The 24,247-nt window shown below is 59.3% G+C and carries 20 protein-coding genes and 1 pseudogene; 4 read left to right on the plus strand and 17 right to left on the minus strand.

Going from position 1 to position 24,247, the window contains the following annotated elements; translation table 11 throughout:
• Nucleotides 1-13: 13 nt before the first annotated feature.
• A complete protein-coding gene (locus ACVWZ4_RS05900) occupies nt 14-2,521 on the minus strand; it encodes a CehA/McbA family metallohydrolase (RefSeq protein ID WP_456790062.1) in 2,508 nt (835 codons plus the stop codon).
• Between the two features lie 198 nt (nt 2,522-2,719).
• Entirely contained in the window at nt 2,720-4,045 is a 1,326-nt protein-coding gene (locus ACVWZ4_RS05905) for an MFS transporter (RefSeq protein WP_456701537.1), read from the minus strand.
• A 691-nt stretch (nt 4,046-4,736) separates the two neighbouring features.
• Here ACVWZ4_RS05905 and ACVWZ4_RS05910 point away from each other — a divergent pair.
• Nucleotides 4,737-5,519 (plus strand): enoyl-CoA hydratase-related protein, encoded by a 783-nt coding sequence (locus ACVWZ4_RS05910; RefSeq protein WP_456701536.1) that lies wholly within the window; start codon nt 4,737-4,739, stop codon nt 5,517-5,519.
• 57 nt (nt 5,520-5,576) lie between these two features.
• On the opposite strand, the gene ACVWZ4_RS05915 is transcribed toward ACVWZ4_RS05910, so the two are convergent.
• The 7 genes from ACVWZ4_RS05915 to ACVWZ4_RS05945 form a co-directional block, all read right to left on the minus strand.
• Nucleotides 5,577-6,797 carry a substrate-binding protein gene (locus tag ACVWZ4_RS05915; protein ID WP_456701535.1) on the minus strand — a complete coding sequence of 407 codons (1,221 nt, stop codon included), beginning with the start codon at nt 6,795-6,797 and terminating at the stop codon, nt 5,577-5,579.
• A gap of 150 nt (nt 6,798-6,947) precedes the next feature.
• Nucleotides 6,948-8,204 carry an amidohydrolase family protein gene (locus tag ACVWZ4_RS05920; RefSeq protein WP_456701534.1) on the minus strand — a complete coding sequence of 419 codons (1,257 nt, stop codon included), beginning with the start codon at nt 8,202-8,204 and terminating at the stop codon, nt 6,948-6,950.
• An 80-nt stretch (nt 8,205-8,284) separates the two neighbouring features.
• Nucleotides 8,285-8,980: an ABC transporter ATP-binding protein gene (locus ACVWZ4_RS05925; RefSeq protein WP_456701533.1), complete on the minus strand. Its 696-nt coding sequence runs from the start codon at nt 8,978-8,980 to the stop codon at nt 8,285-8,287.
• Nucleotides 8,973-9,707: an ABC transporter ATP-binding protein gene (locus tag ACVWZ4_RS05930; RefSeq protein ID WP_456701532.1), complete on the minus strand. Its 735-nt coding sequence runs from the start codon at nt 9,705-9,707 to the stop codon at nt 8,973-8,975. Before ACVWZ4_RS05930 ends, ACVWZ4_RS05925 begins: the two co-directional genes overlap by 8 nt.
• Nucleotides 9,694-10,764 carry a branched-chain amino acid ABC transporter permease gene (locus ACVWZ4_RS05935; RefSeq protein ID WP_456701531.1) on the minus strand — a complete coding sequence of 357 codons (1,071 nt, stop codon included), beginning with the start codon at nt 10,762-10,764 and terminating at the stop codon, nt 9,694-9,696. The genes ACVWZ4_RS05930 and ACVWZ4_RS05935 overlap by 14 nt, the downstream gene beginning before the upstream one ends.
• Nucleotides 10,764-11,984, minus strand: coding sequence for a substrate-binding protein (locus tag ACVWZ4_RS05940; RefSeq protein ID WP_456701530.1), 1,221 nt, complete (start codon nt 11,982-11,984; stop codon nt 10,764-10,766). The genes ACVWZ4_RS05935 and ACVWZ4_RS05940 overlap by 1 nt, the downstream gene beginning before the upstream one ends.
• Nucleotides 11,981-12,844 carry a branched-chain amino acid ABC transporter permease gene (locus ACVWZ4_RS05945; RefSeq protein WP_456701529.1) on the minus strand — a complete coding sequence of 288 codons (864 nt, stop codon included), beginning with the start codon at nt 12,842-12,844 and terminating at the stop codon, nt 11,981-11,983. The genes ACVWZ4_RS05940 and ACVWZ4_RS05945 overlap by 4 nt, the downstream gene beginning before the upstream one ends.
• A 1,068-nt stretch (nt 12,845-13,912) precedes the next feature.
• On the opposite strand from ACVWZ4_RS05945, the gene ACVWZ4_RS05950 reads away from it, so the two are divergent.
• The 3 genes from ACVWZ4_RS05950 (at nt 13,913) to ACVWZ4_RS05960 (ending at nt 15,613) form a co-directional block, all read left to right on the plus strand.
• Nucleotides 13,913-14,191 carry a type II toxin-antitoxin system ParD family antitoxin gene (locus ACVWZ4_RS05950; protein ID WP_456701528.1) on the plus strand — a complete coding sequence of 93 codons (279 nt, stop codon included), beginning with the start codon at nt 13,913-13,915 and terminating at the stop codon, nt 14,189-14,191.
• Nucleotides 14,181-14,798: a type II toxin-antitoxin system RelE/ParE family toxin gene (locus tag ACVWZ4_RS05955; protein WP_456701527.1), complete on the plus strand. Its 618-nt coding sequence runs from the start codon at nt 14,181-14,183 to the stop codon at nt 14,796-14,798. The genes ACVWZ4_RS05950 and ACVWZ4_RS05955 overlap by 11 nt, the downstream gene beginning before the upstream one ends.
• A 368-nt stretch (nt 14,799-15,166) precedes the next feature.
• Complete coding sequence (locus tag ACVWZ4_RS05960) at nt 15,167-15,613, plus strand: hypothetical protein (protein ID WP_456701526.1); 447 nt, start codon at nt 15,167-15,169, stop codon at nt 15,611-15,613.
• Nucleotides 15,614-15,663: 50 nt separating this feature from the next.
• Here ACVWZ4_RS05960 and ACVWZ4_RS05965 read toward each other — a convergent pair whose 3' ends face one another.
• The 8 genes and pseudogenes from ACVWZ4_RS05965 to ACVWZ4_RS06000 form a co-directional block, all read right to left on the minus strand.
• Entirely contained in the window at nt 15,664-15,873 is a 210-nt protein-coding gene (locus ACVWZ4_RS05965; RefSeq protein ID WP_456701525.1) for a hypothetical protein, read from the minus strand.
• A 155-nt stretch (nt 15,874-16,028) separates the two neighbouring features.
• Nucleotides 16,029-17,015, minus strand: coding sequence for a transposase (locus ACVWZ4_RS05970; protein WP_456701524.1), 987 nt, complete (start codon nt 17,013-17,015; stop codon nt 16,029-16,031).
• Nucleotides 16,937-17,710: pseudogene (locus tag ACVWZ4_RS05975) on the minus strand (IS3 family transposase); the annotation flags it as partial. The pseudogene ACVWZ4_RS05975 and the gene ACVWZ4_RS05970, both read right to left, overlap by 79 nt.
• Nucleotides 17,711-17,918: 208 nt before the next feature.
• Complete coding sequence (locus ACVWZ4_RS05980) at nt 17,919-19,694, minus strand: FAD-dependent oxidoreductase (protein WP_456763493.1); 1,776 nt, start codon at nt 19,692-19,694, stop codon at nt 17,919-17,921.
• On the minus strand, nt 19,687-20,550 hold the full coding sequence (locus ACVWZ4_RS05985) for a phosphoenolpyruvate hydrolase family protein (RefSeq protein WP_456705162.1): 864 nt from the start codon (nt 20,548-20,550) through the stop codon (nt 19,687-19,689). The genes ACVWZ4_RS05980 and ACVWZ4_RS05985 overlap by 8 nt, the downstream gene beginning before the upstream one ends.
• Nucleotides 20,543-21,793, minus strand: coding sequence for a Tm-1-like ATP-binding domain-containing protein (locus ACVWZ4_RS05990; RefSeq protein ID WP_456701522.1), 1,251 nt, complete (start codon nt 21,791-21,793; stop codon nt 20,543-20,545). The genes ACVWZ4_RS05985 and ACVWZ4_RS05990 overlap by 8 nt, the downstream gene beginning before the upstream one ends.
• 880 nt (nt 21,794-22,673) lie before the next feature.
• Nucleotides 22,674-23,324 (minus strand): hypothetical protein, encoded by a 651-nt coding sequence (locus tag ACVWZ4_RS05995; RefSeq protein ID WP_456701520.1) that lies wholly within the window; start codon nt 23,322-23,324, stop codon nt 22,674-22,676.
• Nucleotides 23,296-24,216 carry a DNA-processing protein DprA gene (locus ACVWZ4_RS06000; protein WP_456736171.1) on the minus strand — a complete coding sequence of 307 codons (921 nt, stop codon included), beginning with the start codon at nt 24,214-24,216 and terminating at the stop codon, nt 23,296-23,298. The genes ACVWZ4_RS05995 and ACVWZ4_RS06000 overlap by 29 nt, the downstream gene beginning before the upstream one ends.
• Nucleotides 24,217-24,247 lie beyond the last annotated feature (31 nt).

Here is a 24,247-nt window from a genome sequence, read left to right on the forward strand (position 1 = left end):
CAAGTGCCGGGCTTCATCGGACTTGGGAGCAAGCGTGTCCATATAGGCGATCGATCCCTCGATTTGTGCAAGGACCGACACTGCGTCCGCGGTGGCAAAGATGGGCATGTCGCCTACCTGGACATATACCGCACTGGTATGCGCCGCAATGTCGGCTTCGCGTCCGGCGACACTGCCCCGAACGCGTAGCGCGATCCAGCATGACGCGCTGACGGGCAGCGAGAGCTGTCCCTTGCAAGATAAGCCGCCACATCGAACCTGCTCGACGACGCTGCCGTTGCGGATCAGCTCCAGGCGCGCTGGCGGCACGCTGACCGATTCGATCCGCCAGTCGATCGTGAGGATGCCGCCTGAACGGGGAAAGCTCCACCGTGCCTCCAGGGCGCCGTCCTTCAACGGTCATCTCAATCAGAGGCCCGACAGTAATGAACGTGTCGCCATGACGTACGGCATCCATCCAGTTGCGATACGTAAAGTCACGTTCGCCAAGCCGCACATACGTCCGCGAGCCCCCGAGGAGTGCGGCCGCGTCCATCTTGTCGGAGCCGGCTACCAGCGGCAGATGGTAGCCGATGTTGAGGTAACGGTACCAGTCGGCGAGTCCAAATGCGCTGATCTGTGCAGTCCGCGGGTTGAACGACATCATTTCGATGGCGTCGACAAGACCGAGCACAATGTCGGCCGCCCGCTCCGCTTGCGGATTCGGCGCGTGCGGCATGACGACCAGTCCCCCTTGCTGGCGGCAGCGCTCCGCCCAATCGGCCATGGTCGCTTCCAGAACATCGCCGATCGCAGCTTCGTTGGGCCCGCCGCAAGAGAGCGGATTGATCATCTCGCCTTCGTAACCAAGCAAAGATATGTGCCCTAGAACCTGCATCCGGTTCTCGGTGCCGACCCGAACCAGAAATTCTCCGTCTCCGCCGAAATCCTTTGCCCCGATCGTCGTGCGTCCGTCGAAATCGGCGACGTTGGTGAATAGCTCGCCCCATTGTGCGGCGAGCAAGTTGACGACGTTGACACCCTCCGCCTTGCCCTCAAGCAGGGCTGTCTGCGGGCTCAGGAAATGGACGTGCGTATCAGAGCTCACCCATCCCCGTTCGCGCCAGCGCAGCACACGATCGAGCTCAAAGGTGAGATTGTCCGTCATTGGAGTGATTTCGACGATGGTGCGTAGCGGTCGCACCTCAAACCCTCTGCAGATCTCTACAAACACGGGCCCGAGCGGCAGGTCTGCCTCGCAGCTGCCGTCCACGTAAGCGTACTGATTTAGCCCATTGGCAAATTCGCCCGAGAAGTCCTCGAACCGGCCGGTATTGACCTTGCGGTGATGTCCCTTTGGTGGCAGATATTCGCCGTGCGCACCATGGACATGCAGCCGCGCGGCAACACGCGCGCTGCTGCCCTTCTCCACGATGCGGATCTTGACCGGCCTTGTGGCGGGCTCGACTGCTGCCATCTCGAACGAGGCGCCGCCTGCGCTGCCGCCACTTTCCAGCGATCGAAGGTCAAATATATGCAAGCGGCCATCCTCGGAGCACAGATAGAGCTTCGCATCAGGATGCGCCGAGTACTCGATGATGACTTCGTTTTCGGAGCGCACGGGCTGCACATCAACTTTGGCGCCTAGCCAATCCGCTCTGGAGTACTCGAGCACTGCGCGGGCGGAGATGACGGCGCCAAGGTCCATGCCGATCTGCTCGCCTCGATCGTCAACATCGAGCTCGCCAAGCTTATTTAGATGGACCCCGGGCGGCAGGCTCACTTTCAGTTTGCGACGGAACTGGAGGCGAAGCGGGTGCTGGGCGAGCGCTGTCGTGGTCACCGCAAACACAAGAGAGATTTCCTGCTCCGCGCGCAAACTTAACGCCGAGAGCTCCTTGTCCGGATAAGGATTGGGCAGCGCGTAAAGCCACAGGTTCTCGCCTTGCCGATCCATGCGTCCCGATTGGTTGCGGGCCTCGCCCTGGAAGAAGCTCGCCCCCGGCGCTCTGCCGAGTATGAAATCCTCGCCGGTGCTTGCATGTACAATGGGGGCGCGTAGAGGCAAGGCAGCGAATGGACTCGCACCCCAGGAGATATGGTTCTGCTGGACCGCGAAGCGGCGCAGCACCGGCACGTCGCTTTCGCTGCCGTCGGTATAGCGGAGCCCGTATGTCGCTATGCAATCACCGAGTGGATTGCCTTCTATAGGCAGCGTAGCCGGGCCAATCTCTCCGAAACCCTCGGGGCTTGCAATCGTGCGGTCTGCCGCCACTTGCACAAACAGCAAATAGCTCGCCATTGTCGGCGGCAAGGCAATGACGGCGGGAGGCGCCCCGGGGCGCAGCTCCAGCACATCCGGCCCTGTATCGCTGCCGAAGAGAAAGGGCATGCCGCGATGGGTCTGGAGCCCGCGAAGCGAATTGATCCAGCCCGTGTCACCCGGACGGCTTGCGAAACCTTCGGGCGCATTTGCGCGCCTGGCGTTGAAGTAGGCTTTCAAGTCCACTGGCGTGAAGTGCGGCGATGAAGGTGTTTTCATGCTTCGGACTCCAGTTTCGGCAACTCAGTGCATCGCAAGCAGTCTTCGTCTTGTGAATGGCCGCGCCCGCAAGAACGCTTGTGCCGCCCCATGCTCATGCCCAGCATGACGAGATACGCGCGACCCCATACGAGCTTGCGCTGACGCGAACGCCTTCCGCAGCCTCGGGGCACGGCGAAGGGCATGGGCAGAGCGCGTTCATTCACCGATGTAGAGGCGGCCGCGCTTCTTGGCGATCCGATAGACCAGCACGCTCAGGAGCGCGATCACCGATCCATAGACAGGAAACATCCAGGCGATGTGCTCGCGTTGCAGCCAGACAAGCAGATAGGGTGACGTCCCGCCAAACAGGGAGACACCGAGCGCATAGCCGAGAGCCACTCCCGTGGTCCGCACGGCGCGCGGCATCAGCGTGGTGGCGATGAAGTTATAGAGAGCCATGTTGAAGCCGACGATCGCGCCGCCGAATACCGTGACAAAGAAGAACGTGACAATGCCTTTTTCAGAATAGAGCATCGTCAGGAAGAAACACGGGATAAGCAGAAGGCGCAGCAGCGTGAACGCGCGCGAGGGTCGCACCTTGTCCGCGAAAGCACCGACGAGAGGTGCCGTCGACATCCAGATCAGGACCATCAGCGTCATGATCCCGTACACATACGTGCTGTTTTCCTTGAAGACCGTGTTGGCCATGTTGGGCAGGCCGGTATTCCAGGCATAGTTGGCGATCTGCACGGACCCGATCACCAGGATGACTGCGAGCAAGGATAGGCGGACACTCCATAGCGTTTTCCACACGCCGCCAGTCGTCTCCTGAAGGCGCGAAGAATCATCATGCCGATGCATGGCTTGATTGATCAGAGTCTCCGGCACCGTCGTGCGCAGATAGATGATCAGAAGGCCGAGCACGCCCCCGACTGCAAAGGGTATGCGCCATGCCCACTCCCGCATGGCTTCAGGCGCGACGGAGGCGCTCACCAGGAAGGCAACCAGGCTAGATCCAAGATTTCCCAACTGGATGAATGTGCCACCGATCAGACCGAGGTAGTGTCCCTCCTTGCCAGGAGGCGCCAATTCAATGGCAATGGCGTTTGCAACACCAGCCTCAGCGCCTGTGGCAAGTCCTTGAATCAGGCGCATGATCAGCAGTGCTACGGCCGCCGTGACGCCGATATCCTTGTAGGTGGGCAACAAGGATATCAAAAGCGAGCAAACCGCCATGGCGGTGACCGAGATCAGCATCACACGCTTGTGGCTGATGCGATCTGCGACCGGACCCAGCAAAGCTGCGCCCAGCGGCCGCGCGCAAAAACCCGCCCCGTACACGGCCAGTCCCGCTAGCAGCGAGGTGGTAGGATCATCTGAAGGGAAAAAGTGCGGCGAGAGAAACGCAGCCATGACGCCGTAGACATTCCAGTCGTACCACTCCAGCGCCACCCCTCCTCCAAGGCCGGCCGTCATCCGCTTGTTGGCGGTTGGCTTATCAAGCTGGATAGGTAAAGCGCTAGGCTGAGCAATGATGTTCATGGGTTCTCGGCTCTATTGATGACGTTCATGCGTTGCGGGTGCGCGCGAGAACGAGCAGCCGCTCGTCGGCTCAACTGCGCTCGCCGCTGTGGCGGCTACGAGTGTGGCTGTCTTAGAACCGACCGGAGTGCCCAAGCGCTTGGGCACAAGGTGCGGGGGAAGCCGGCGGGAAGCACGCCTGGCTCGGCGTATTTGCGCGCCTCGCCTCACGCCCGCCGTCTGCGCGCAGGACGCCTCCATCCTCGCGCCTGACTTGTGCGGCGGCGCGCATAAAACGCGCGCGACATTCCGTGCCATTCCCATGGCTAGCCTTCCTCCTGTTGCTCTAAGCGCGCTTCTGAAGAAGCTGACATTGTTGTTGGGCACCGCGGCGTCACAAGGCCGTCTCAGCGTCAATGGGACCCCTGAGATGCGCCCCGCCTCTCGGCCAGTTGCACTTCCGGCTCACCGCAGGACGGACATTTCAATACGCTTCTGAAATCGATTTCAGTTACAATAGAAATCCGAAACCATCAGTCAAGCCTTTTTTTGCGGCCAGACGCAGCATTGTGGGCCACGGTCCGCTGTGCGCGAGCAAGGCGCGCCAGCGCTTCGGACGAAATTGCACCAAAAAGCCGCCTCGTCCATCGTGTTTGCTAAGAAATCGTTTTCAGTCTAAGGCTGGCTTCATATTCATATCGGGAGAACTTGCATGACCCAGACGTCCGATCTCATCCTGTCGACATCCGTCGCGTCCCATGTGCGCCTCTTGACGCTGAATAGGACATCGAAGCGAAACGCCTTGAGCAACGACATGATTCTGGCGCTGGGCGCCGCCTTGCGCGAGGCCGCAATCGACCAAGATGTGCGCTGTGTCGTACTCTGTGGCAGTGATGCGTTCTTCTCTGCGGGGGCAGACATCAAGGAGATGCGAGAGCGCGGCTTTGAGGCAATCGACAATTCTGCACGACGTTCTGCCTGGCGGGATGTCGCCAATTTCCCCAAGCCTCTCATTGCCGCAGTCGAGGGCATTTGCTTTGGCGGCGGCCACGAATTGGCGCTTCTCGCCGATATCGTGATTGCAGGCGAAGGGGCGGCATTTGGACAGCCTGAGATTAACATCGGGATACTGCCGGGCGATGGCGCGACGCAAAGGCTGACGCGCGTGGCCGGCAAATCGCTGGCCATGCTGATGATCCTGAGCGGCCAATCCATCACGGCGCGGATGGCGATGCAGGCCGGCCTGGTGGCGGAAGTTGTCGAAAGTGGCAGGGCGCAGAATCGTGCGCTCGAACTAGCCGATCTGATAGCGCAAAAGCCCCCCCGTTCGGCTGAACTTGCCAAAGCGGCCGTTCTCGCCGCTTTTCAGACCACGCTGGACGCCGGACTTGAGTTTGAACGGCAAGCCATTCGCTTTGCGTTCAGCACAGCTGACCAGCAGGAAGGGATGAACGCCTTCTTTGAGAAAAGGCCGCCGAACTATCGCGGAAACTGACTGCCGCGATCTGCTCACATGCGTGGCCAGCCAAGCTGGCCCGTCCAGCATGGGCCATCAACACTCCTTCGGCTCGACCAGGCCGGCGCTACGGGCGACGATCTGGTATTGGCCCGCCTTTGCCACGCCAACATACATGTTCATCTTGCAGTGGCGCTTGCCCGGCACCATCTCCGCCGGGCCGCCAGGCCCGTGCGCAAGCTTTGCGTGGTCGAGCGCGGCAGCGACCGCCTCGCGGTCAGTTGTACCAGTTTCCTTCACTGCGGCTTCCCACAGCTTCAGCCCTCGATAAGTGCCGGTCGCGGCGCTCCCTGCTGAGAACCGGAACTTGCCAGGAAACTGCTTTTCGTAGGCGGACTGAATTTTGGCGCTCACCGGATCTTCCACCGCAAGTGCCTTGTAATAGTCGAGGCTGCTGGCGAGGCCCTCGATCTCGTGCGCCTGGTTCATCTCGAGCGTGTTCTCGTCATAGTAGACGCAGCCCAGCTTTCCCCCATTCCTGGAAAAGCCCGCTTCATAAAGCTGTTTGAAGAAGGAGCCGACGCCCGGCGGGATGACGCTGTTGAATACCACGTCTACTTTGTTGGAGGTGATGCGGCTCACGGTGGATGAAAAATCGATTTGGTCGAGGGGGTAGTACTCCTCGAACACCACCTCCCCGCCGCTGCTCTCGATCACCTTGCGCGCATAGGCGTTGATTGTCTGTGGCCAGATGTAGTTGGAGCCAGGCAGCGCGAAGCGTTTGCCGCCGTTCTTGATCAACCACGGAATGAACTGGTCGCAATTCTGCGCCGGTACCGGGCCCGTGCAGAACAGATAGGGCGTACATTCCCTGCCCTCGTAGGCCTGCGGATAGATGTAGAGGGTCTTACCACGAGCGATGATGATGTCCTTTATGGCGTTGCGCATGGAGCTCGCGATGCCACCGAGCACCAGGTCGACCTTGTCTCGCTGAATCAGCTTGCGGACATTGGCAACGGCGACCGACTCGTTGGACGCGGTGTCCTCGATTAGGAGCTCGATGGGGCGCCCCAGGAGACCCCCATTTTCGTTGATCTCGCTGACCACCATGCGAGCGACATTGGCGTCGGTATTCCCAGCAAAGCCGAGTGCCCCGGTAACATCGGTGGCAATGCCTATCCTGATCGGGCCTTCGGCGGCGTTGGCCCAGTCAGGACGGATGACCCAGCTGCCCGGGCCGGCCGCAATCGCCGCAGACGCAAAGGCGAAATTTCCGAGAAAGCGGCGGCGACTAAGCTGTCGGTGACGTTTCGACATCAAACTGACCTCCCCTTGGCTGATGGCGTAAGATCGACGTGCCCCGCTCTTTCAGGGGCACGGCAGCCGGAACGCTATCCGTCAATTTGGGGGAGCGAGCAGGCTCTTCGGCCCATTTTTTGGGTAAAATCGCGTAACGAAGGGGCGCATTCAGGACCGTCTGAAATAATCTCTCGCGTTCTCACCAAGGATTCTGACGGCTAAGCGCTCTGCGTCTCGAAATCCAAAGTAACCGCTCGCGACCTTTTCCTTCAGTACCTCACTGATGAGCTGGCGTGCGCCCTTTATCGCGGCAAACGTCTCCTCGACGTGAAGGCAGTCTCCACCGATCATCATCCGGGATTCATCCGGCAAGACTTCAATGGCCTCGTGCAGGGCGAGCTTGAAATGTGACGGGCTCAGCAGAAACGACCAGCACAAATCAAGCCAGACATTTCGATACACAAAAGCCATTCCTAACAAATCACGGCTCCAAGGATAGGCCAAATGCATCAGCAGAAAACGCGTCCGAGGATGACGCTCAATCAACCCGGTCATACGTAGCGGGTGGGAGCCCCTTATGATTGCCGTTCCAAGGTGAGTTTGCACCGGCAGGTCGGCCTCGCCTGCGAGTTGACAAAACAGGTCGACGATAAAGTCGCAGAATGCCTTGCGCGCTGCCGGTGACGGTGAAATTTGTCCCCAGGCCTGCCGAGCCAGTTCCTCGTTCGGTTCGTCAAAGCTTAGATCACGGTCATAGGCGAGTGCGTTTTTAAGCGCGATGTGATTGCGCCGGGAGCAGCCGGCTACGAGCTCACGGATTGCATCGCAATAATCGTCGAAGGTTTTCACCTCCATGCCGAGGCGCCGCAGCAACTTATGGCCGCAATTTCCATTGTGATCGCGGGATTCTGCGTGCCAGCCGAGAGCGAATGCGTTAATCCGCAGAACCGCATCGTAGCTTTGCCCTAGGACCGGCCGCGGATCCGTCAACGGATCGAGAAAAGGGTCCGTTACGATCCTCCCGATACCGGCGCGCCTAATTACTTCGCTTGGCCATGTCGCTTCCATGTGGCGCAAGCGCACGCTAGCATCCACCGCCTCCCAATTGTCGCGAGTAATTCCAATGTCGGCGACGCCGTAAAGATCGGCAACCCCGCGGACGAGATTGCGGACGAATGCGTTCGATCCGCTCCTCTCCACGAACGGCGCAAGGGCCTCCCAGGTGGTCGGCTCTGTCGGGGTAAATATCATATTGCTCGTTGCCTTGGGCTCGGATGGCAGCACCTGGCTGGTCCAAGCCGCATAGCTCTGCTGGAACAGCTTCAACAGATTTACGTCCCGGCTATGCGCGACCTCCGCCATGTGATGTTCATGGACATCGACGACTTGGCATGCATTTACAAAATTGCCTATAGTTTCAGACATCTTCCCTCTCTGTTCAGCCATCGTTAAGGAGCTCGAAAGCGCCACCTTTGGCTATGAGATGGCCGCCGCCGCGGACGCCTCTAGGGCGCTAGATATGTCAACAGGCGCGGGTCGTTGCGCAGCTCTTGCGATGGGCCTGACAGCGCGACACGGCCGCGATCCAGCACATAGGCGTGTTCCGCGACGCGCATTGCCAGATCGAGATGTTGCTCGACGATGATGATGGCGATCTCTGCGGCTAGCTCGACCAAGCGCTCACAGATTTCCTCGATGACGCCGATCCAGACACCTTCGGTCGGCTCATCCAACAGGAGGAGCTTAGGCTTTCCGAGCATCGCTCGACCGATTGCGAGCATCTTGCGTTCACCACCGGAGAGCGTTCCGGCCGGCTGGTCCAGGCGTTCGCCGAGTTTTGGAAACATGCTCATTACCCGGTCGACAGCCGATCCATCGGGGTACAAAAGCGATCCGACGGCGAGATTGTCGCGCACGGACAGGCGCGCGAACACTGAATGCTCTTGCGGCACATATCCAATACCGGCCCGCACGCGCTGTTCGGTCCGGCGGCGACCGATGTCTTGGCCGTTGAATTGAAGGCCGCCCTTCCATGCCGCTAGTTCGCCCACGATCGCTTTCATGAGCGTGCTCTTTCCGGCGCCGTTGCGGCCGAGGACGGCTACACCGCCGCGCGGCGGGACGGCCATATTGACGCCGAACAAAACCTGGCTGCGTCCATACCCGGCGTCGAGATTCTTGATATTGAGGAATTCAGGCACGGCGCAGATAAATCTCCTGGACGCTTCTGTTGGCCTGGATCTCGGCAACCGTTCCTGACGCCAGCACCTTGCCCTGATCGAGCACGGTCAGACGGTCACAGATATCACGGATGAAATCCAGGTCGTGCTCCACGATGACAAGCGAGCAATGCTGTTTGATCGGCAGCAGCAATTCGCCAGTGACGCGGCGCTCTTCCAGGCTCATGCCTCCGGTGGGCTCGTCAAGCAGCAGCAGGCGCGGTCTGCATGCGAGCGCCATCGCGATCTCCAGCCATTGCTGCTGCCCGTGAGAAAGGGTCGCCGCAGCATCGTAGGCGCGATCGGCCAGGCGGAACTGGAGGAGCATCGTCATGACCTGCTCGTGCAGTTGTCCTCGAGTGCGCGAGAATGCCAGGTCCAGGAGTGAGGACCGGGCCTGCAGGGCGAGCAGAATGTTGTCGTAGAGCGTCAGGGTCGGCAGCACGGCGGTGATCTGAAATTTAAGGCTCATACCGGCTCGCGCACGCTCTGGCGGCGTAAGCGAGGTGACGTCCGTATTGATGAACTTGACCCTGCCCTGTGTCGGCATTAGCGCTCCTGCAAGACACTTCATCAGCGTGCTCTTGCCCGATCCATTCGGCCCGATCAGGCCATGAAACTCGCCCTCGCCGACCGTGAGCGCCGCGCCGTCCAGCGCGGTCAGCTTGCCAAACACCTTGGAAATGCCGGCGGCTTCAAGAAGCGGCATTGCGCCTCCCCCTGAGGCTCGGGCCGAAATATCCGACACGTTCCCGCTCGCCGAGCACGAGGCTGATCAAGCCGAGAGGCCGGAACAGAATGACGAGTAACAGCAGAACGCCTAGGATGATCGGCCAGATATCGCGATAATTGTCGGAGAGCCAAAAGCTGAGACCCTCGACAATCGCGGTGCCCATCACGGCACCGATCAATGTCCCGGAGCCGCCGAATAAGACGTAGAGCACGACCTGGGTCGACATCACGACGCCCAGCATGTTGGTCCAGACAAATCCCTCGTGGAACGCATAAAGGCTGCCCGCGGTACCTGCAATCGCGCCGCTGATTGCGAAGATGATCGCCTTCAAATGCTGCGCTTTGTACCCGAAGAAGGCGATGCGCTGCTCGTTCTCTCGCAGGCCCGCCAGCGCGAGCCCAAACTGCGACCGCACCAGAAATCGCGACAGAAGGTAGATCAGAGCAAGAATGACGAGCACCAAGTAGTAAAAGCCAAGCCCCTCGTTCAGCTCGTGCGAGCCGATCGTCATCGGTTGAATCGAAGGGATACCGTTCTGACCGCCAAGATATTGAGACCCTCGCGCCAACCGATCAGCCGCATAAGCTCCGGTCATGGTGCCCAGCGAAACGAAGACCACACTGGAGGGGTGACGACCCAAAAGAAGGAAACCCGCCAGCAAGAGTGCCGCTACAAAACCTACAAGAGTTCCGACGGGAAGAACCGCAAAAATCGAACCAACCCCGAAATCGCGCGAAAGCAGCGCCACAGCGTAGCCGGCCATGCCAAAGAACAACGACTGACCTAAGCTCAAGATCCCCGCATAGCCCCACACCAGGTCGAACGACAAGGCGAAGAGGCACAGAATAAGCACCCGTGTCGCATAGACCGTGATGTAATCCCGCAGGAACAGGGGTGCGATGGAAGCGGCAATCAACAACGCTAGCTCGAGACTCGGAAGCCGTCGCCCGGTGAAGGCGGATGCCTTGACGGGCGAACGAGCCGCTTCAACGACGCTTGGCGTGGGCTGTATGCCAGTGTCGGTGGATGACATCAGCATTCCTTCGGATCGACCAAGCCGGCGCTACGCGCAACGATCTCGTATTGGCCACCCTTTGCCACCCCAATGTACATGTTCATTTTGCAGTGGCGCTTGCCGGGCGCCATCTCCGCAGGCCCGCCCGGCCCTTCCGCAATCTTGGCGTGGTCAAGGGCGGCGGCGACCGCGTCGCGCTCAATCGTCCCGGCTTCCTTCACCGCAGCCTCCCACAGTTTCAGCCCGCGGTAGGTGCCCGTAGCGGCGCTACCTGCCGAGAACCGGAATTTGGCAGGGAACTGCCTGTCGTAGGCCGACTGAATCCTGGCGCTCACTGGATCGTCCGCCGCGAGCACCTTGTAATAGTCGAGGCTGCTCGCAAGTCCTTCAATCTCGTGGGCCTGGTTCATTTCCAGGAAGTTTTCGTCGTAGTAGACGCAGCCCAGCCGCCCGCCATTTTTTGAGAAGCCAGCTTGATAGAGCTGTTTAAAGAACGGGCTAACGCCGGGCGGGACAATGGCGTTGAAAACCACGTCGACTTTGTTGGATATGACGCGGCTAACCGTGGAGGAAAAGTCGATCTGATCGAGCGGGTAGTATTCTTCAAAGACAACTTCGCCGCCGCTGCTCTCGATCACCTTGCGCGCATAGGCGTTGATAGTTTGTGGCCAAACATAATTGGAGCCAGGCAGCGCGAAGCGCTTGCCACCATTTTTGATCAACCAGGGAATGAATTGGTCGCAATTTTGAGCCGGTACCGGCCCGGTGCAAAACAGGTAGGGCGTGCACTCTTTGCCTTCGTAACCTTCCGGATAGATATAGAGGGTCTTGCCGCGAGAGATGATGACATCCTTGATCGCATTGCGCATCGAGCTCGAAATACCGCCAATTACCAGGTCGACCTTATCTCGCTGAATCAGCTTACGCACATTGCCCACGGCAACGGATTCGTCGGAGGCAGTATCCTCAATCAACAGTTCGATCGGGCGTCCCAACAAGCCGCCGGAGTCATTGATTTCCTTGACCAGCATGCGAGCCACGTTGGCGTCGGTATTGCCGGCGAAGCCGAGCGAGCCGGTAAGATCGGTAGCAATGCCGAGCCTGATTGGGCCTTCCACAGCATTTGCCCAGTCTGGGCGGATCACCCAGCTACCCGGACCGACCGCGATGGCCGCGGATGCGAGGGCGACATTGCCGAGAAAGCGACGGCGGCTCAGTTGTCGGTTGGCCTTGATCATCGGTTGACCCCTCTTCCTGAAATGAGGCCTTGCGGCCGGAACTTGACAAAAATGATAGCGAGCACGAACACCAGAACGTCGGCGATCATCGGGGACATCAGCCAAGGCAGCCAGGCACTGAACGTGCCGATGAGGCTGGCGCCAGCAACCGGCCCCGCGAAAGACCCGACGCCGCCGACCATCACGGCAACAAAACCCTGGATGAGAAAGCGAATGCCAAGATCGGCGAACAGTGAAAAGACCGGCACGATCAGCGCGCCGGCAAGGCCCGCGAGCGCCGCGCCAAATGCAAATGTGACGCTGTAGATCATGCCAGTGGAGATGCCCGAGGCACGCGCCAGGGACGGGTTCTCCAGCGAGGCACGAACCCGCAGGCCGAACGAGGTGTAGGCGAGCAATGCATGGCTCACGGCCATCACGAGCAAAGTGATGATGACAATGACGCCGCGCCAGGTCGCAAAGTGCAGACTACCGATCGTGATAGAACCGCTGATTGGCTCCGGCACCGAGAGATAGAGTCCGCCGGTCAGCCCGCGCACGGCTTCGCGAATGATCAACCCAAGTGCATAGGTGCCAAGCATGGCCACGATTGGAGCGGTATAGAACCGTCGCACCACGAGTTTTTCCAACACGAACCCAAGCGCGCCGACCGCGACGGGCGCGGCGAGCATGCCGAGCGGGACCGGCAAACCAACGCTGTGCACGAGATAAGTGACGTAGGCGCCGAGCAGCACGAACTCGCCCTGGGCAAAGTTGAAGATACCCATCATGCTGGCAATGATCCCGAGACCGAGCACAACCAGCACCACGATGGCGCCAAAACTCAGGATCTCGAATGACGCGATAAGGAGCGTATCCATTGCCGCTGCGTCACATTCCCTGAGATTGCGAGCACAGCCTCTTCACGTCCACTGCTGCAATGCGTGAACTACTCGTTGGAATGCGAAGGGCTGCTGTCACAAGAGCGCTCCTGGAAGGTCATCCCGGCAATGGGAGTTGCAGGCGATGGTGGGCTTCGCGAGCGGCCCGCCTCCTCTTCATTCACGACATGCAGCGGGAGATTGCCTAGAGAAAGGTAGGAAAGATCTGAGTAATGTTGGGTAATGTTCGCTGGGCGGATGAAATTGCGCCCGCGCTCATGACCGCTCTCCGGTGACGGCCCACGTTCTCGCCAGCCCAATTTCGATGCGGTCGAAGGCGATGGGAGAGCTATCCGTATCTCTGACTGGGTCCCGTACGGGCGGAATCGCGTGCCGCGCCAACGATACCGAACCATCGAAGCAAACCAGACGAGAAGATGCACCAGATGACGATGGCCGCTTATGGTTCATCCGCACCAAAACGACGAGGTCATTTCGTCCAACGTAGCGCGCCAAAGAGGCCGCAAACATATCCTAGGACATTTCAAGCAACTCGCCGGACGCGGGCGGCTGGTTATAGCGCTATTCTCAGCCGCCTGATGACAACCGCTGGTGGATTGCTTGAGCGACCAATCCACATCCCTTCCCAGGCGCCTTGATGCACCTTAGCCTTCGCTCGCGTGGACACCTGCTAGCCGCATCGATCCAGATCCAAGCCGCTCCTTCCAACCGCCACTGCGGCTACCGCGCGGTCCAGCAATTCCTCTATGAATGGCAACAATGGCGACATGGCACCAAGCCTGGAACATTCTGGGGCCATATCGACTTCGATTTAACCGATGAGACAATCGTCCGGGCGATCGAGTGCGATTCACGCCGAGAATCTCACCACGCCGGCAAAGCTCCTCGTTCCAGTGGGTCTTACAATCCGGAAGGACAGCGTTTTCGCACTGGCTGAACGCACAATCGCGGATCTTTCCTGAACGAGAGTCGCCATCGGCCAGGATATCAGTACCCCTCGCCAGGGATATCATTGAATATTACTTTATGAGGAAAGAGGAACCTGGCATGGCAACCAGCTACAGCATCGGAAAGCACGACGAGACCTTCGTCAACGACCTTGTCGATAGCGGCCGCTACAGCACAGCCAGTGAGGCTATGCGTGATGGCCTGCGCCTGATCGAAGAACGCGAGGAGCGTCGCAAGGCGAAGCTTGAGGCCTTGCGCGCTCCCGTTCAGGAAAGGCTGGACAGCGGCCCGGCCGATCCGTTCGAGCCCGGCGAACTCGTCGAGCGGGTCAAGGCCCGAGGACGTGAACGGCTGAAAGCCAGCAAGCGTGGCGGGTAATCTGGCCAGGCGTCCTCGGGTTGAAACCTACCTTGAGGAAATCTGGCTTTTCGTCGCATCAGACAACATCACGGCGGCGGATCGTCCCATCGACCGGATCTGCAACACCTTTCAGATGCTCGCCGAGAATCCGCAGGCTGGCCGCCAACGTCCTGAACTGGGTAGGAGCATCCGCAGCTTCGCGGTTGGCAATTACGGAAGCATTCCCGAATGGCGCCGAAATCGTCCGGGTACTGCATGGTGCCCGCGACAATGCACCGGCCGATCTCGATTAAGCTGTGATTTTCAGCGGGTAACCTTCCAATTCAGTTCAATCATCGATCAATCAACCTTTCGGTCCGTCCGGGAGAAGGAGAACCCCCATGTCTATTTTTCGCAGGGCCGCGAGTCCACTCTGCCCCGCGAACTCGCCGACGCTATCGCCAATCATGACCGGATCAAGCAGGAGCTTGGCACAGCAGAGGCAACCCTTCTCAGACAACAGGCCGAGGCAGGCTATAGCGCGACAATCTGGGTGGGAAGCACTGTCACCCTCATTGCCGCGCGGCAGCAGGCGCCGCGTGCAGGAAGCCATCTCGCGCGCTGCGAAGTCCAAAGATTAGTTTGAGCCACTTTCGAGGTACAGCCAGTCTGCGTCGCCGGACCGTATTAGGGACGAACTCGGCAGCCCATTCCTCCTCCTGCTGCTCGCCCTGCGGCCGTAGCAGACTGAGCAATGATCAAAATGGTCGCGGATGGTGCGCTGACGCCGACAGCGAACTTTCGGTATTATGGCGCAAACGCCACAAGAATTTTGAAGGGGACTGCCTAGCTGTCCGGCGCAGCCGCTAGGCAGTAACGACAAAGTAATGGAGGCGCTGGCCACCAACAGCGCCCAGACGACTGAAGCCCAAGACATCCAGTTGTCTCTTACCATAGTCGGAGCATCCGGCGGCTCGCCTCTGAGCCTTTGACCTAGATCAACCGGACACGACCATGGCCCGCCATAGACCTACGCAGAACCTGTACACTCGCCCCGCTATCTTCACCCTTGAGTGGCTTCATGCCGAACTAGGCGGGGCCATCCTTGAGAACCGGCAGAAGTACGATGAGATGAGCGAGCAGATGCGACAAGTGGAAGCCGTCATCAAGATGCTGGACCCGAACTACAACCTCGCTGGCATCGCCGTGAAGCGGCGGAAGCCGAACAAGTGGTTCAAGCGGAGCACATTGTATAGGAAGGCCGTGGACGTGCTCCGGACGGCACCGGAACCCATAACGGCGCAAGAGCTAGCCGCCGCCATTCTCGCCGCTCCTGGCGTGCAGGACGCCTCCAAGGAGGACGTGCAGAACGTCGCGTTGGGGATACAGCACAGCCTTGCCAACCACGACGGCCAGGGGGGGAGAAGGTTGGCGAGGCTAGACCGGCCCGCTGGCGACTGAAAGAAGCCGCGAGCAACGTTTAAGCGCGCGCCTCTTCAATGACTACCCCCTCAAGCGGAGGCGGTCAATAAATCGCGCACATAACGCTTTGTGCCGCGCGGATTGTCTTGGTGAAGACCCTCTCCGATTAGCTTTTTATCGGATTCTGACATAGCCGATATTGCAGCCTCGATGCTCTTTGTCACCGCTTCTAATTCTTGGTGGTCCAGAGGTGCCTTGGAGGCGCGACTAACCATCGCGGCCAATACTGCGTCGGACATAATTTTATTATGGAGGTAGCGCTCCGCGCGCTTCTTGGCCCTAAGACTTTTAAGCCCTCAAAAAAAGTTTTGGCAGACGCTGCCCCGGCCGCCAAAGAAACTGCGACCGACATAAGCGATAGAAGATTTTCTGAGTCGATCATGTCATTGACCCGCTATGGAAATGGCCTGTCCAAAACTACATGCCAACGGAATCTCTCAGAGGTATGCAGAAACGCAACTGCTGCGAGTAAAGTTCCAGAGTAGTGATGAACCATTTGCTCCGCAAGGCCACCCGATACGGCGTCCAAGAGTAACGCTATTACAAATAATAATGAGTAAATTACTTGGGCAATTCTGTGTCCAGCAGTAAAAATAAAGGTCGCCGAAAGTATTGACGCAGTTATCATAATGTTTCCTAGGTCAATCTGACCCTTCTTGAGTAATTCAACAAGCAGAGGAAGACAGGGAAGCGCTAGGCACGCAAGTACACTCATCAGCCAAGTACCGACCTTGTCGGATGATCCATAGCAAATTATAAATAGGTTTTTGCAAAACCCGACTATTCTATTGAATACTTGCTTCATTACCTTTGTCGCATTCGCAATTGAAACGGGTTGCCGCTGCCAGTAGCCAGTGAAGTCCACCGACTTGCCCCGCTTCAAAGCCAGCACCGCGACCCGTTGCGTCTGGTAGCCGTTGGAGACTCTGCGGTTGTCCTCGCGCCATGAGGACTCCTGAGCATACCGCAGCAGGTACGGGCCAGCGACATGGTGATGAATGCCTTTTTCGGCGCGACGAAGGCGGGAGAAGTATTCTGCGGCCCAATTGGTGCAGGCGCCGTCAAAGCTGTACGCCTCCTGATGGTTGATGCGCTTCACCTCGAAACGCTCATGAAGATGGTCCCAAGCTGAGGCTTCGTCGGCGTGAACCGTCGTACCCTTGGCAATGCGGGACCGGATGAATGAGGCGGCTTGGCTTTCCGAGTTGAAGACGGCCGGGACGGAGTTGCCGTCGCGCTCGCGAACGATCACAACAACCTTGCGCTTGCCGTTCTGGTTACGAGTAAAGCGGCGGTCAAGGCGCGTCGCTCGACGATTGCCGTGAGTTCGCGGGCCACGCGCCGCCCCGAGATCGACGTGTCCGGAATAGCGCCCAGGCATTCCTTGGTGACGTCGTCAACGATGTTGAGGATGCGGAAGCGTCTGCCATTGGCAAACTGGTCGTGGACGAAGTCCAACGACCAGCGGGCATTTGGCTTGGCCTCGACTAGGATCGGGGCCCGGCTCCCCACGGCCTTGCGGCGAGCCCGCCGCTTGCGGACGGTGAGCCTTTCTCGCGATAAAGCCGGTAGATCCGGTTGAGCCCCGATGGCTCGCCCTCCCGCCGCAGCAGGACGAACAGGCGGCGATAGCCGAAACGCCGCCGCTCGTTGGCGAGATCGCGCAACCGGCCCCGCAGAACTGCGTCCTGCGGCTGGAGCGATAGCGGATCATCTCCCGATCCGCACCCACGATCGAGCAGGCCCGCCGTTCCGACAGGCTCATGACGGCCTGCAGATGCGCTACCGCAGCGCGCTTGGCGGCGGGCCCTACCATTTTTTTGAAAGGAGCTCACGGAGTGCGGCTGCATCGAGCATCTGTTCGGCCAGAAGCTTCTTCAGCTTTCCGTTCTCCTCCTCCAGGCCCTCAACCGCTTCGTTTCGGAAACGTCCATGCCGCCGAATTTGGCCTTCCAATTGTAGATCGTCGCCTCGGAGATCCCGTGCTTGCGAGCCAGATCGGCCGTCTTCGCCCCCGGCCTCATGCTCCTTCAGCACCGCAATAATTTGCTCTTCCGTGAACCGTGCTCGCTTCATCTGTCCGTCCTTCTTCAGGGCGGACTCTAGCTCCTTCTGGAGGAAATACTCAGTGGCCGGTCATTATGATTTTAGAGCACGATGTGCCTGAAAGCGATTACCTCAATCTTCCTATAGTCCGAATGTGTCTTTGCATTAATCGCGCGTCGCACGCCCTTGCCTTGCCGGAAGTCAGTCGTCGCAGGGCGAACAGGAGAGAACATTCGGCTTACGCTTGCGATGCCGCCGCGGGCTGTCCCTGTCGCGCCGACCGTACGACGCTGTCGACCGCGCGGTAGGCAAACACAATGGCCGGGCCGATCGTAATGCCCGCCCCAGGATAAATTCCGCGCATCGGCGAGGTCATGTCGTTGCCGCAGGCATAGAGACCTGCGATCGGCGCCCCATTTTCATTCAGGACCTGTCCCTCTGCATCGGTCGAAAGGCCGGTGGCTGTTCCAAGCGTTGCCGGGACAATTGGGAGCGCGATGAATGGGCCGTTTTTGATAGGCCCAAGGTTCGGGTTTTTCTTTCCGGCCGCCGGATCTCCTAGGGTACGGTTGAAAGCTGATTCACCGCGGTTGAAGAGCGGATCGCGTCCTTCAGCCGCGTGGGCATTGTGTTCTTCAACAGTCTTTTGGAGCTGGTTAGGATCGAGTCCCAATTCGCCCGCAAGCTCCGTAATCGTCCGGCCGATCTCGATGTACCCCAAACGGGCATACTTCTTGATGCTCAATGTCCATGGCCAGGGCAGCAGGTGCCCCATCCCCCTGCGGCGGACGAACTCCTTGTCGCAAATAAAATAGAACCGTTTGTCCGCCGGATAACCGTTGTTGAACATGGCAAGGCAGATATCATGATACGAATTGGATTCATTGACGAAGCGTTTGGCATTTGGTCCGACGGCGATGACACCCGGACGGCCACGATCGAGCCAGCCGTACGGCACAACTTGCGAGGAGCGACCGTTCCTGAGTATTGACACCGGCGTCCAGAAGCCACTCGATGCAACGTCGTTATCGATTGCAGCCCCGAGCTTGCCTGCGAGCGCAAGGCCATCACCCGTGACATCGCTGTGCGCCAGCGTATCATTGTGCTGGTGAGCTCCACTCAGCCGAGCGCGCAATTGACCGTTCCGCGCAAAGCCACCGGTTGCCAAGACCACTCCGTGCGAGGCGCGGACGCGAAGATTCGCGCCATCACGCTTCAGGATTGCGCCAGTAACTCTCCCGCCATCCCTGGTCAGTTCTATCGCCGGGCAGCGCGGCCAGATTTCAACGCCATATCTGCGCAGGCTGACCAATAGCCGCGCGATCAGCGCATTCCCACCACTAAGTTCAGTGCCCCTCCTGTAGCGCAGCCGATCGCCTGCGTAGCGGCTGACCCGGCGCAGCACGTGCTTGAGCGAGGCAGCCGACTGGAACGGATTGAGGAAGTTTCTGACCTCGCCGGATGAAATCATCATGCCGCCGAGCACCACGCGGATCGGATCACCGATCAAATCGAAATCCTTGCCGAGAAGCCGCCCGTCGTAAGGTGCAGGACTCAGCGCCCGACCCTTGTCGACCCCGCCGATCTGGTTCGAATGATAATCGGGAGCGGAGGCCAGGGTGAACTTGACTTCACTTCCATTTTCCAAGCTGGCGAGCGCTGTTGGTCCGTCTTCAAGATAGGCGTCGACGTGCTCGGGGCGATAATAATTGCCGAGTTCGTGTTGCAGATAGGTCTTCGCCTTCGCGATCGAATCATCAATTTTCGCCGCCCGAGCCTGCATTGAGCATGGAACCCAGATCATGCCGTTCGAGAGGGCGGTCGTCCCACCGAGCTTGGCGGACTTTTCGCAGACCGTGACGCGAAGTCCTGCCTTTGCTGCGTAGAGCGCTGCGGACAGTCCGGCCGCGCCGCTGCCGATCACGAGCACGTCCGTCTCCCAATCGTGAGATGGTTTGCTCGCTTTGGAGGACGGAGCTGTATTGGGCTGGAATTTGGTGATCGGGCTATTCATTCGTGTCTCGGTGCGGATTCTGCTGAGGATGTTGATGCTTTCGCGGGAGCGGAACGGCTTTGAATTTTTCGGCCGCAGCCTTCACTGCCCGCTCGATCGGGATCCGTTCGATGGAGGAGGCGCCAACGAAGCCGACACATCCGGTCGATCGGTAGACTTCCGAGGTATCCTGGGGCTCAGCGATTGCCCCGCCATGGCAAAGAAGGATCACGTCCGGGCGGACCGCTTGAGCCGCAGCATTGATCTCGTTGATGCGCCTGATGGCCTCTTCGATCGATTGTCCCTCCTCATGCCCCACAAGCCCGCCGCGCGTTGCGCCGACATGTGGGACGATGCAGTCGGCTCCCGCGGTTGCCATCGCTTTGGCATCGTGCGGGCTCGCGACATAGGCGAGCGAGAAGATGTTCTTCTCGCGGGCCGCCGCGATCATCTCAACCTCGCGCTCAAAGCCGAGCCCGATGCGGCCTCGCCGCTCGCGCCACTTCTCGCCCATCGTTGAAATGGTTGGGTAGTTGATCACGCCGGAGAAGCCGGCAGCCCAGAACTTGTCCAGAAGATCATCGAGGTCGAGTCGGAGAGGGTCCCAAGCCTCGATCCCGCCGATGACAGGAACAGAGGAGACAACGTTGCGGATCTCGGCCGCGAGCTCCAGGGTGCGCGCATTGGAATCGCCGATCCGGCTCGTCGGCAATCCCATCAACCGTGACAGCCCGGTGCTGTAGACCACAAGCATGTCGGCTCCGCCGAGAGATGCGCATTTTGCGACGAGCCCGCAACTGCTTGCCGCAGCAAGAACTGCCTTTCCGGCAGCAACTTGAGCTGTGATCTTTGCGAGTATTTCGGCCCGATCAAACATCCGCACGGCATGCCCCTCCTGCCGTCAATCGTTCAACGATCCACGAAGACGCCGCTTCCGCAAATTCCGGATCGTTGATGTGACAATTCAACTCGCGGGCGACGATCGAGGGCGGTAGGTTTTGCCTGACTGCGTCGAACCAGGCTTTATCGGCTTCAGGATTTCGGAAGATGCCACCCTCCTGGTCATAGTCAGACACCCCCTTGGCCGGCCACAACACGACGGTGGGCGCTTTTGCTTGCGCGAGGCGCTCTGCTGTAAGCCTGCCTATGCGCTCGTTCTCCTCAGCGTTCGTGCGCATGAGCGTCGTGAAGGGCGTATGGAAATAGAATTGGCGGCCCTTGAACTCGGCAGGCACGCTCGAGGGAGGGCCGAAATTCACCATGTCGACGGCCCCCGGGGCGACGAGTTGCGGAATCATCCGGAGAGAAGCAGCCTTTAGCCGGTCTGGACCTGCACTGGCAGTGCCGCCGACCAGCTCGTCAGCAAGCTCGGTCGTGGTCAGATCGAGCACCGCATCGAACTCACCGGCGGATACGAGCTGCTCCATCTTACGTCCCCCGGCGCCATTGGCCGGAAAGACGATCGCGTCGACCCCTGCCTCTCCGAGCCGCGCTACGCAGCGATTTGCCGCCGGCGTCGTGACCCCAAAGGCCGTGATTGCAACGGTCTTTCTCTCCCGCCGACCTTGAGCGGGCACATAATGCATCGCTGCCACTGCCCGCCCTGCATTCTCGAGAGCACGTTCGGTGAACGCGTTAATTCCGAAAAGGTCGACCAAGGTTGGATAGAGGATAATGTCATTGTGGAGGGCTAATTCGGCCAGGAGGGCCGGCCTGGCGCTACTCACCAGCAGTTTCGGAAATCCATATGGCAGATCCGATACAAGTTCACCAAAGACTGCGCTGCCTTTGCCGCCTGCCACTCCAACGATCGCGTCAATCGCACTTGTTCGCAGCAGCTCATTGACCTCCTCACGCGCGCTTTGAGCTATCGCCCGCAAGAGCTCGGCGGGTGCAGCGACCCGCGCATCGCTACCGCCGGGCTTGCTTCTGGCCCTTCCGTTTGATGTGCCTACATCGATCGTAAGAGTCTTGCGGCCGCAATGTTCGATGACGCGCGCGAGATAAGAGGTTTCGCGGCCCTTTGTGTCCAGGGTTGCGACGATCGCGACCTTGCCGGCACGATCGGACGGATGACCATCCCGGATCGACGTCTGGTCGTCCGCGCGATGGTTAGACACGATCTTCCTCCTAGACCTTTCAGGACATTCGGAGGTCTAGATCGAAGTGAAATGGCTCATAAGCCCGGATCCGAGCGCGACTGGGTAAAGTTGGGTAGGCGCGCAATGCGGCAGCCCCAGAACATCAAGAGTCCGTTCCGGGCCTATGCAGGGCCTGGCTTAACCAGTAGGGGCAATCCAGTCTGCGCGGACCTCCTGCGCACCACCAGCATTCAGAACGTGGTCGGCACCTCCAAGCGACGGGTCGAACATCAACGATCTCACCGAGCACAGGCGCGGAACAACGCGCAGATCCTGCTCCGCGAGATGAGCCAGCACCGCCTAAAGGCGATCCTCGGTCAGGGCGCAGTTTGGGCGTCGCGTGTCCCGCGCACAACATCTCCAGCCGCGCAGGAGGTGGCGAACGTCCTCCACATCGCCGCGGAGTTCCTCAATCAGGTGCTGCTGGAGATCGGGGCCGGCTGGATGGGTCATCAAAACGTCAAAGCTCTGCTGCGCCGCCTCAATCGGCTATCTGACCGAGGGCCACGTCGATGCTGTTTCTCATCGCCATGAACGGCGCGGCCTAACACCGTTCGCACCGAGCGCCGGCATGGGCTCCGGAGCCGGAGATGCTGCCCGAAGCGTTTACGGGACCTTGGCCTCGAAGGCCTGGCCGAGCCCGCTGCGAGCGGCTACTACCAAACGACCTGTCGCCGCTGGCGATGCCTCAGGTGCAGTTCATGAACGATCTTGCCGAAGCCGCCGCCACTTGCCATCCCGCCATGACAGGTGCTGCGCAGGCGCGCGATGAACGGCGACTTCGATGCGACCGCCGAGGAGAACGACGAATGGGCCGCAGGTCCCGAACAGGCCGCGTTTGCGCGAGCGTGGAGGGAAGTTAAGCCAGCAAATCGTCCAGCGACACTTCACCAAACGGGTTCGAGAATATCCTGCGGGCGATAAAAAAGCCCGTGATCCTGCTGCTCGGAAACCGCTTCGAAAGTACATTCTTGGCGGCGCGGAAGTGCGCGCCAGCGGTGAGGATGTCGTCTACGACGCCTATGTATTTGGGATCTGCCGCGCAGCAGAGCGCTTCGTCGATCCGATAGTTCGCCTCGATCTCTTCCGGCTTGAGTCTGTTTCCATCGTGAACGGCCTTCGTTGATCGGATTTGAACGATCAACTCTCGAACATCGACGGTCGCCTCAGATCTAATTGCTTTGCAAACCTGCGTCATGCGGTCATCGTGCATTGGATCGGACTTGATCTTCGAGGGTGGGATAGGTACCAGAACAGCTTCTGCCAGCCATTTGGGGTTAATGGCCGGGCCGAGAGCGGCCGCGCAGCTCGCGATGGCTATTGCTTTCCAGGTGTATCCCCCTGCACCTTTCTTCTTTTTCAGATTCAGAATGAGCGAATTGGTCTCGCTGTGGGCGTAACCCATTCCAGCCGTATACTCGTAGAGGAAAAGGCACTCATCACCTTCGGTGATGTAGTAGTGATCAGCCCTATTCTTGTCTTCAATTTTTTGGAAGCGGACTGCTGACACTTAGGGCGTCCCAAACGTCTTCCATGCTCTTGATGCGAATGGCGCCGCGGGCCTCAAAAGCCGCGGGCCACGTAATGTCCTTCCGCTGGAAGCATGAGTCGAGGATGAACAACTTGCGCCTCTGATGAAGCGCAGCCCTGGCTTGGGTAAGAGTTCCACTCGTCTCACCCGCCTCGACAATGATAGTCGCCTCTGTCATCGCGCTCATTGTGATGTTGCGCTCAGGAAAGAATAGCCGGTTGTGGGGGACCGCCTGGCTCGCATATCGAAGCACCGGCACTTGCGATATCAAAAGGAAATCCGTTGCTATTCGCTTCTGAAGGTCTGTGTTCTCCTTGGGGTAATAAACGCCAAGTGGCGTACCTATGACCGCAATCGTTCTTCCTTTAGCATCCAAAGCCGCGGTGTGGGCAGCCGTATCGATGCCGTACGCCAATCCAGAGACGACCGTGAAGTCCTGAGCAACTAGCTCCCGCGCGATTTTCTTTGCGCGCGCGATACCATCATCGCTTGGCTTTCGGCTACCAACCACGGCTACAGAGCGTGTCTCCGATAGCTCCCAAGTTCCCTGAAAGTATAGGAGCTCGACCGGATGCTTCGCATCGCGCAGCCGCATTGGGTAATTACCAGCGTGATGAATTCGGACGCCGAACCGCGTAACTCCTGCCTTCGACAGTTTTGTCATTACTTCTCTAGCGCGGGTTTCCGCTATGCTAGGAGGCACAAAGTCGGATGGCATCGCTGTCGGATCGGCAGCAAAACGATCAGCTATGGTCTTGAAAGTCGCCCCTTGCTGAAGCCACAGCTCCTCGTACGCGCCCATCTCGCGCGACGGTGAAATGGGTGCGATGGCTGGACCATCATCGTTTCTGGCGAGAAGAGCGGCGTTCATTGGGTTTCCATGATCATCTTTGCCCTTCGAT

The sequence above is a fragment of the Bradyrhizobium sp. USDA 4472 genome, from assembly GCF_054058595.1.

Bases quoted from the DNA above. Each gene is read 5' to 3' on its own strand.
- ACVWZ4_RS05900 (WP_456790062.1), bottom strand. From the start codon at position 2,521: ATGAAAACACCTTCATCGCCGCACTTCACGCCAGTGGACTTGAAAGCC.
- ACVWZ4_RS05905 (WP_456701537.1), bottom strand. From the start codon at position 4,045: ATGAACATCATTGCTCAGCCTAGCGCTTTACCTATCCAGCTTGATAAG.
- ACVWZ4_RS05910 (WP_456701536.1), top strand. From the start codon at position 4,737: ATGACCCAGACGTCCGATCTCATCCTGTCGACATCCGTCGCGTCCCAT.
- ACVWZ4_RS05915 (WP_456701535.1), bottom strand. From the start codon at position 6,797: ATGTCGAAACGTCACCGACAGCTTAGTCGCCGCCGCTTTCTCGGAAAT.
- ACVWZ4_RS05920 (WP_456701534.1), bottom strand. From the start codon at position 8,204: ATGTCTGAAACTATAGGCAATTTTGTAAATGCATGCCAAGTCGTCGAT.
- ACVWZ4_RS05930 (WP_456701532.1), bottom strand. From the start codon at position 9,707: ATGCCGCTTCTTGAAGCCGCCGGCATTTCCAAGGTGTTTGGCAAGCTG.
- ACVWZ4_RS05935 (WP_456701531.1), bottom strand. From the start codon at position 10,764: ATGTCATCCACCGACACTGGCATACAGCCCACGCCAAGCGTCGTTGAA.
- ACVWZ4_RS05940 (WP_456701530.1), bottom strand. From the start codon at position 11,984: ATGATCAAGGCCAACCGACAACTGAGCCGCCGTCGCTTTCTCGGCAAT.
- ACVWZ4_RS05945 (WP_456701529.1), bottom strand. From the start codon at position 12,844: ATGGATACGCTCCTTATCGCGTCATTCGAGATCCTGAGTTTTGGCGCC.
- ACVWZ4_RS05950 (WP_456701528.1), top strand. From the start codon at position 13,913: ATGGCAACCAGCTACAGCATCGGAAAGCACGACGAGACCTTCGTCAAC.
- ACVWZ4_RS05960 (WP_456701526.1), top strand. From the start codon at position 15,167: ATGGCCCGCCATAGACCTACGCAGAACCTGTACACTCGCCCCGCTATC.
- ACVWZ4_RS05965 (WP_456701525.1), bottom strand. From the start codon at position 15,873: ATGTCCGACGCAGTATTGGCCGCGATGGTTAGTCGCGCCTCCAAGGCA.
- ACVWZ4_RS05970 (WP_456701524.1), bottom strand. From the start codon at position 17,015: ATGCCTGGGCGCTATTCCGGACACGTCGATCTCGGGGCGGCGCGTGGC.
- ACVWZ4_RS05980 (WP_456763493.1), bottom strand. From the start codon at position 19,694: ATGAATAGCCCGATCACCAAATTCCAGCCCAATACAGCTCCGTCCTCC.
- ACVWZ4_RS05985 (WP_456705162.1), bottom strand. From the start codon at position 20,550: ATGTTTGATCGGGCCGAAATACTCGCAAAGATCACAGCTCAAGTTGCT.
- ACVWZ4_RS06000 (WP_456736171.1), bottom strand. From the start codon at position 24,216: ATGAACGCCGCTCTTCTCGCCAGAAACGATGATGGTCCAGCCATCGCA.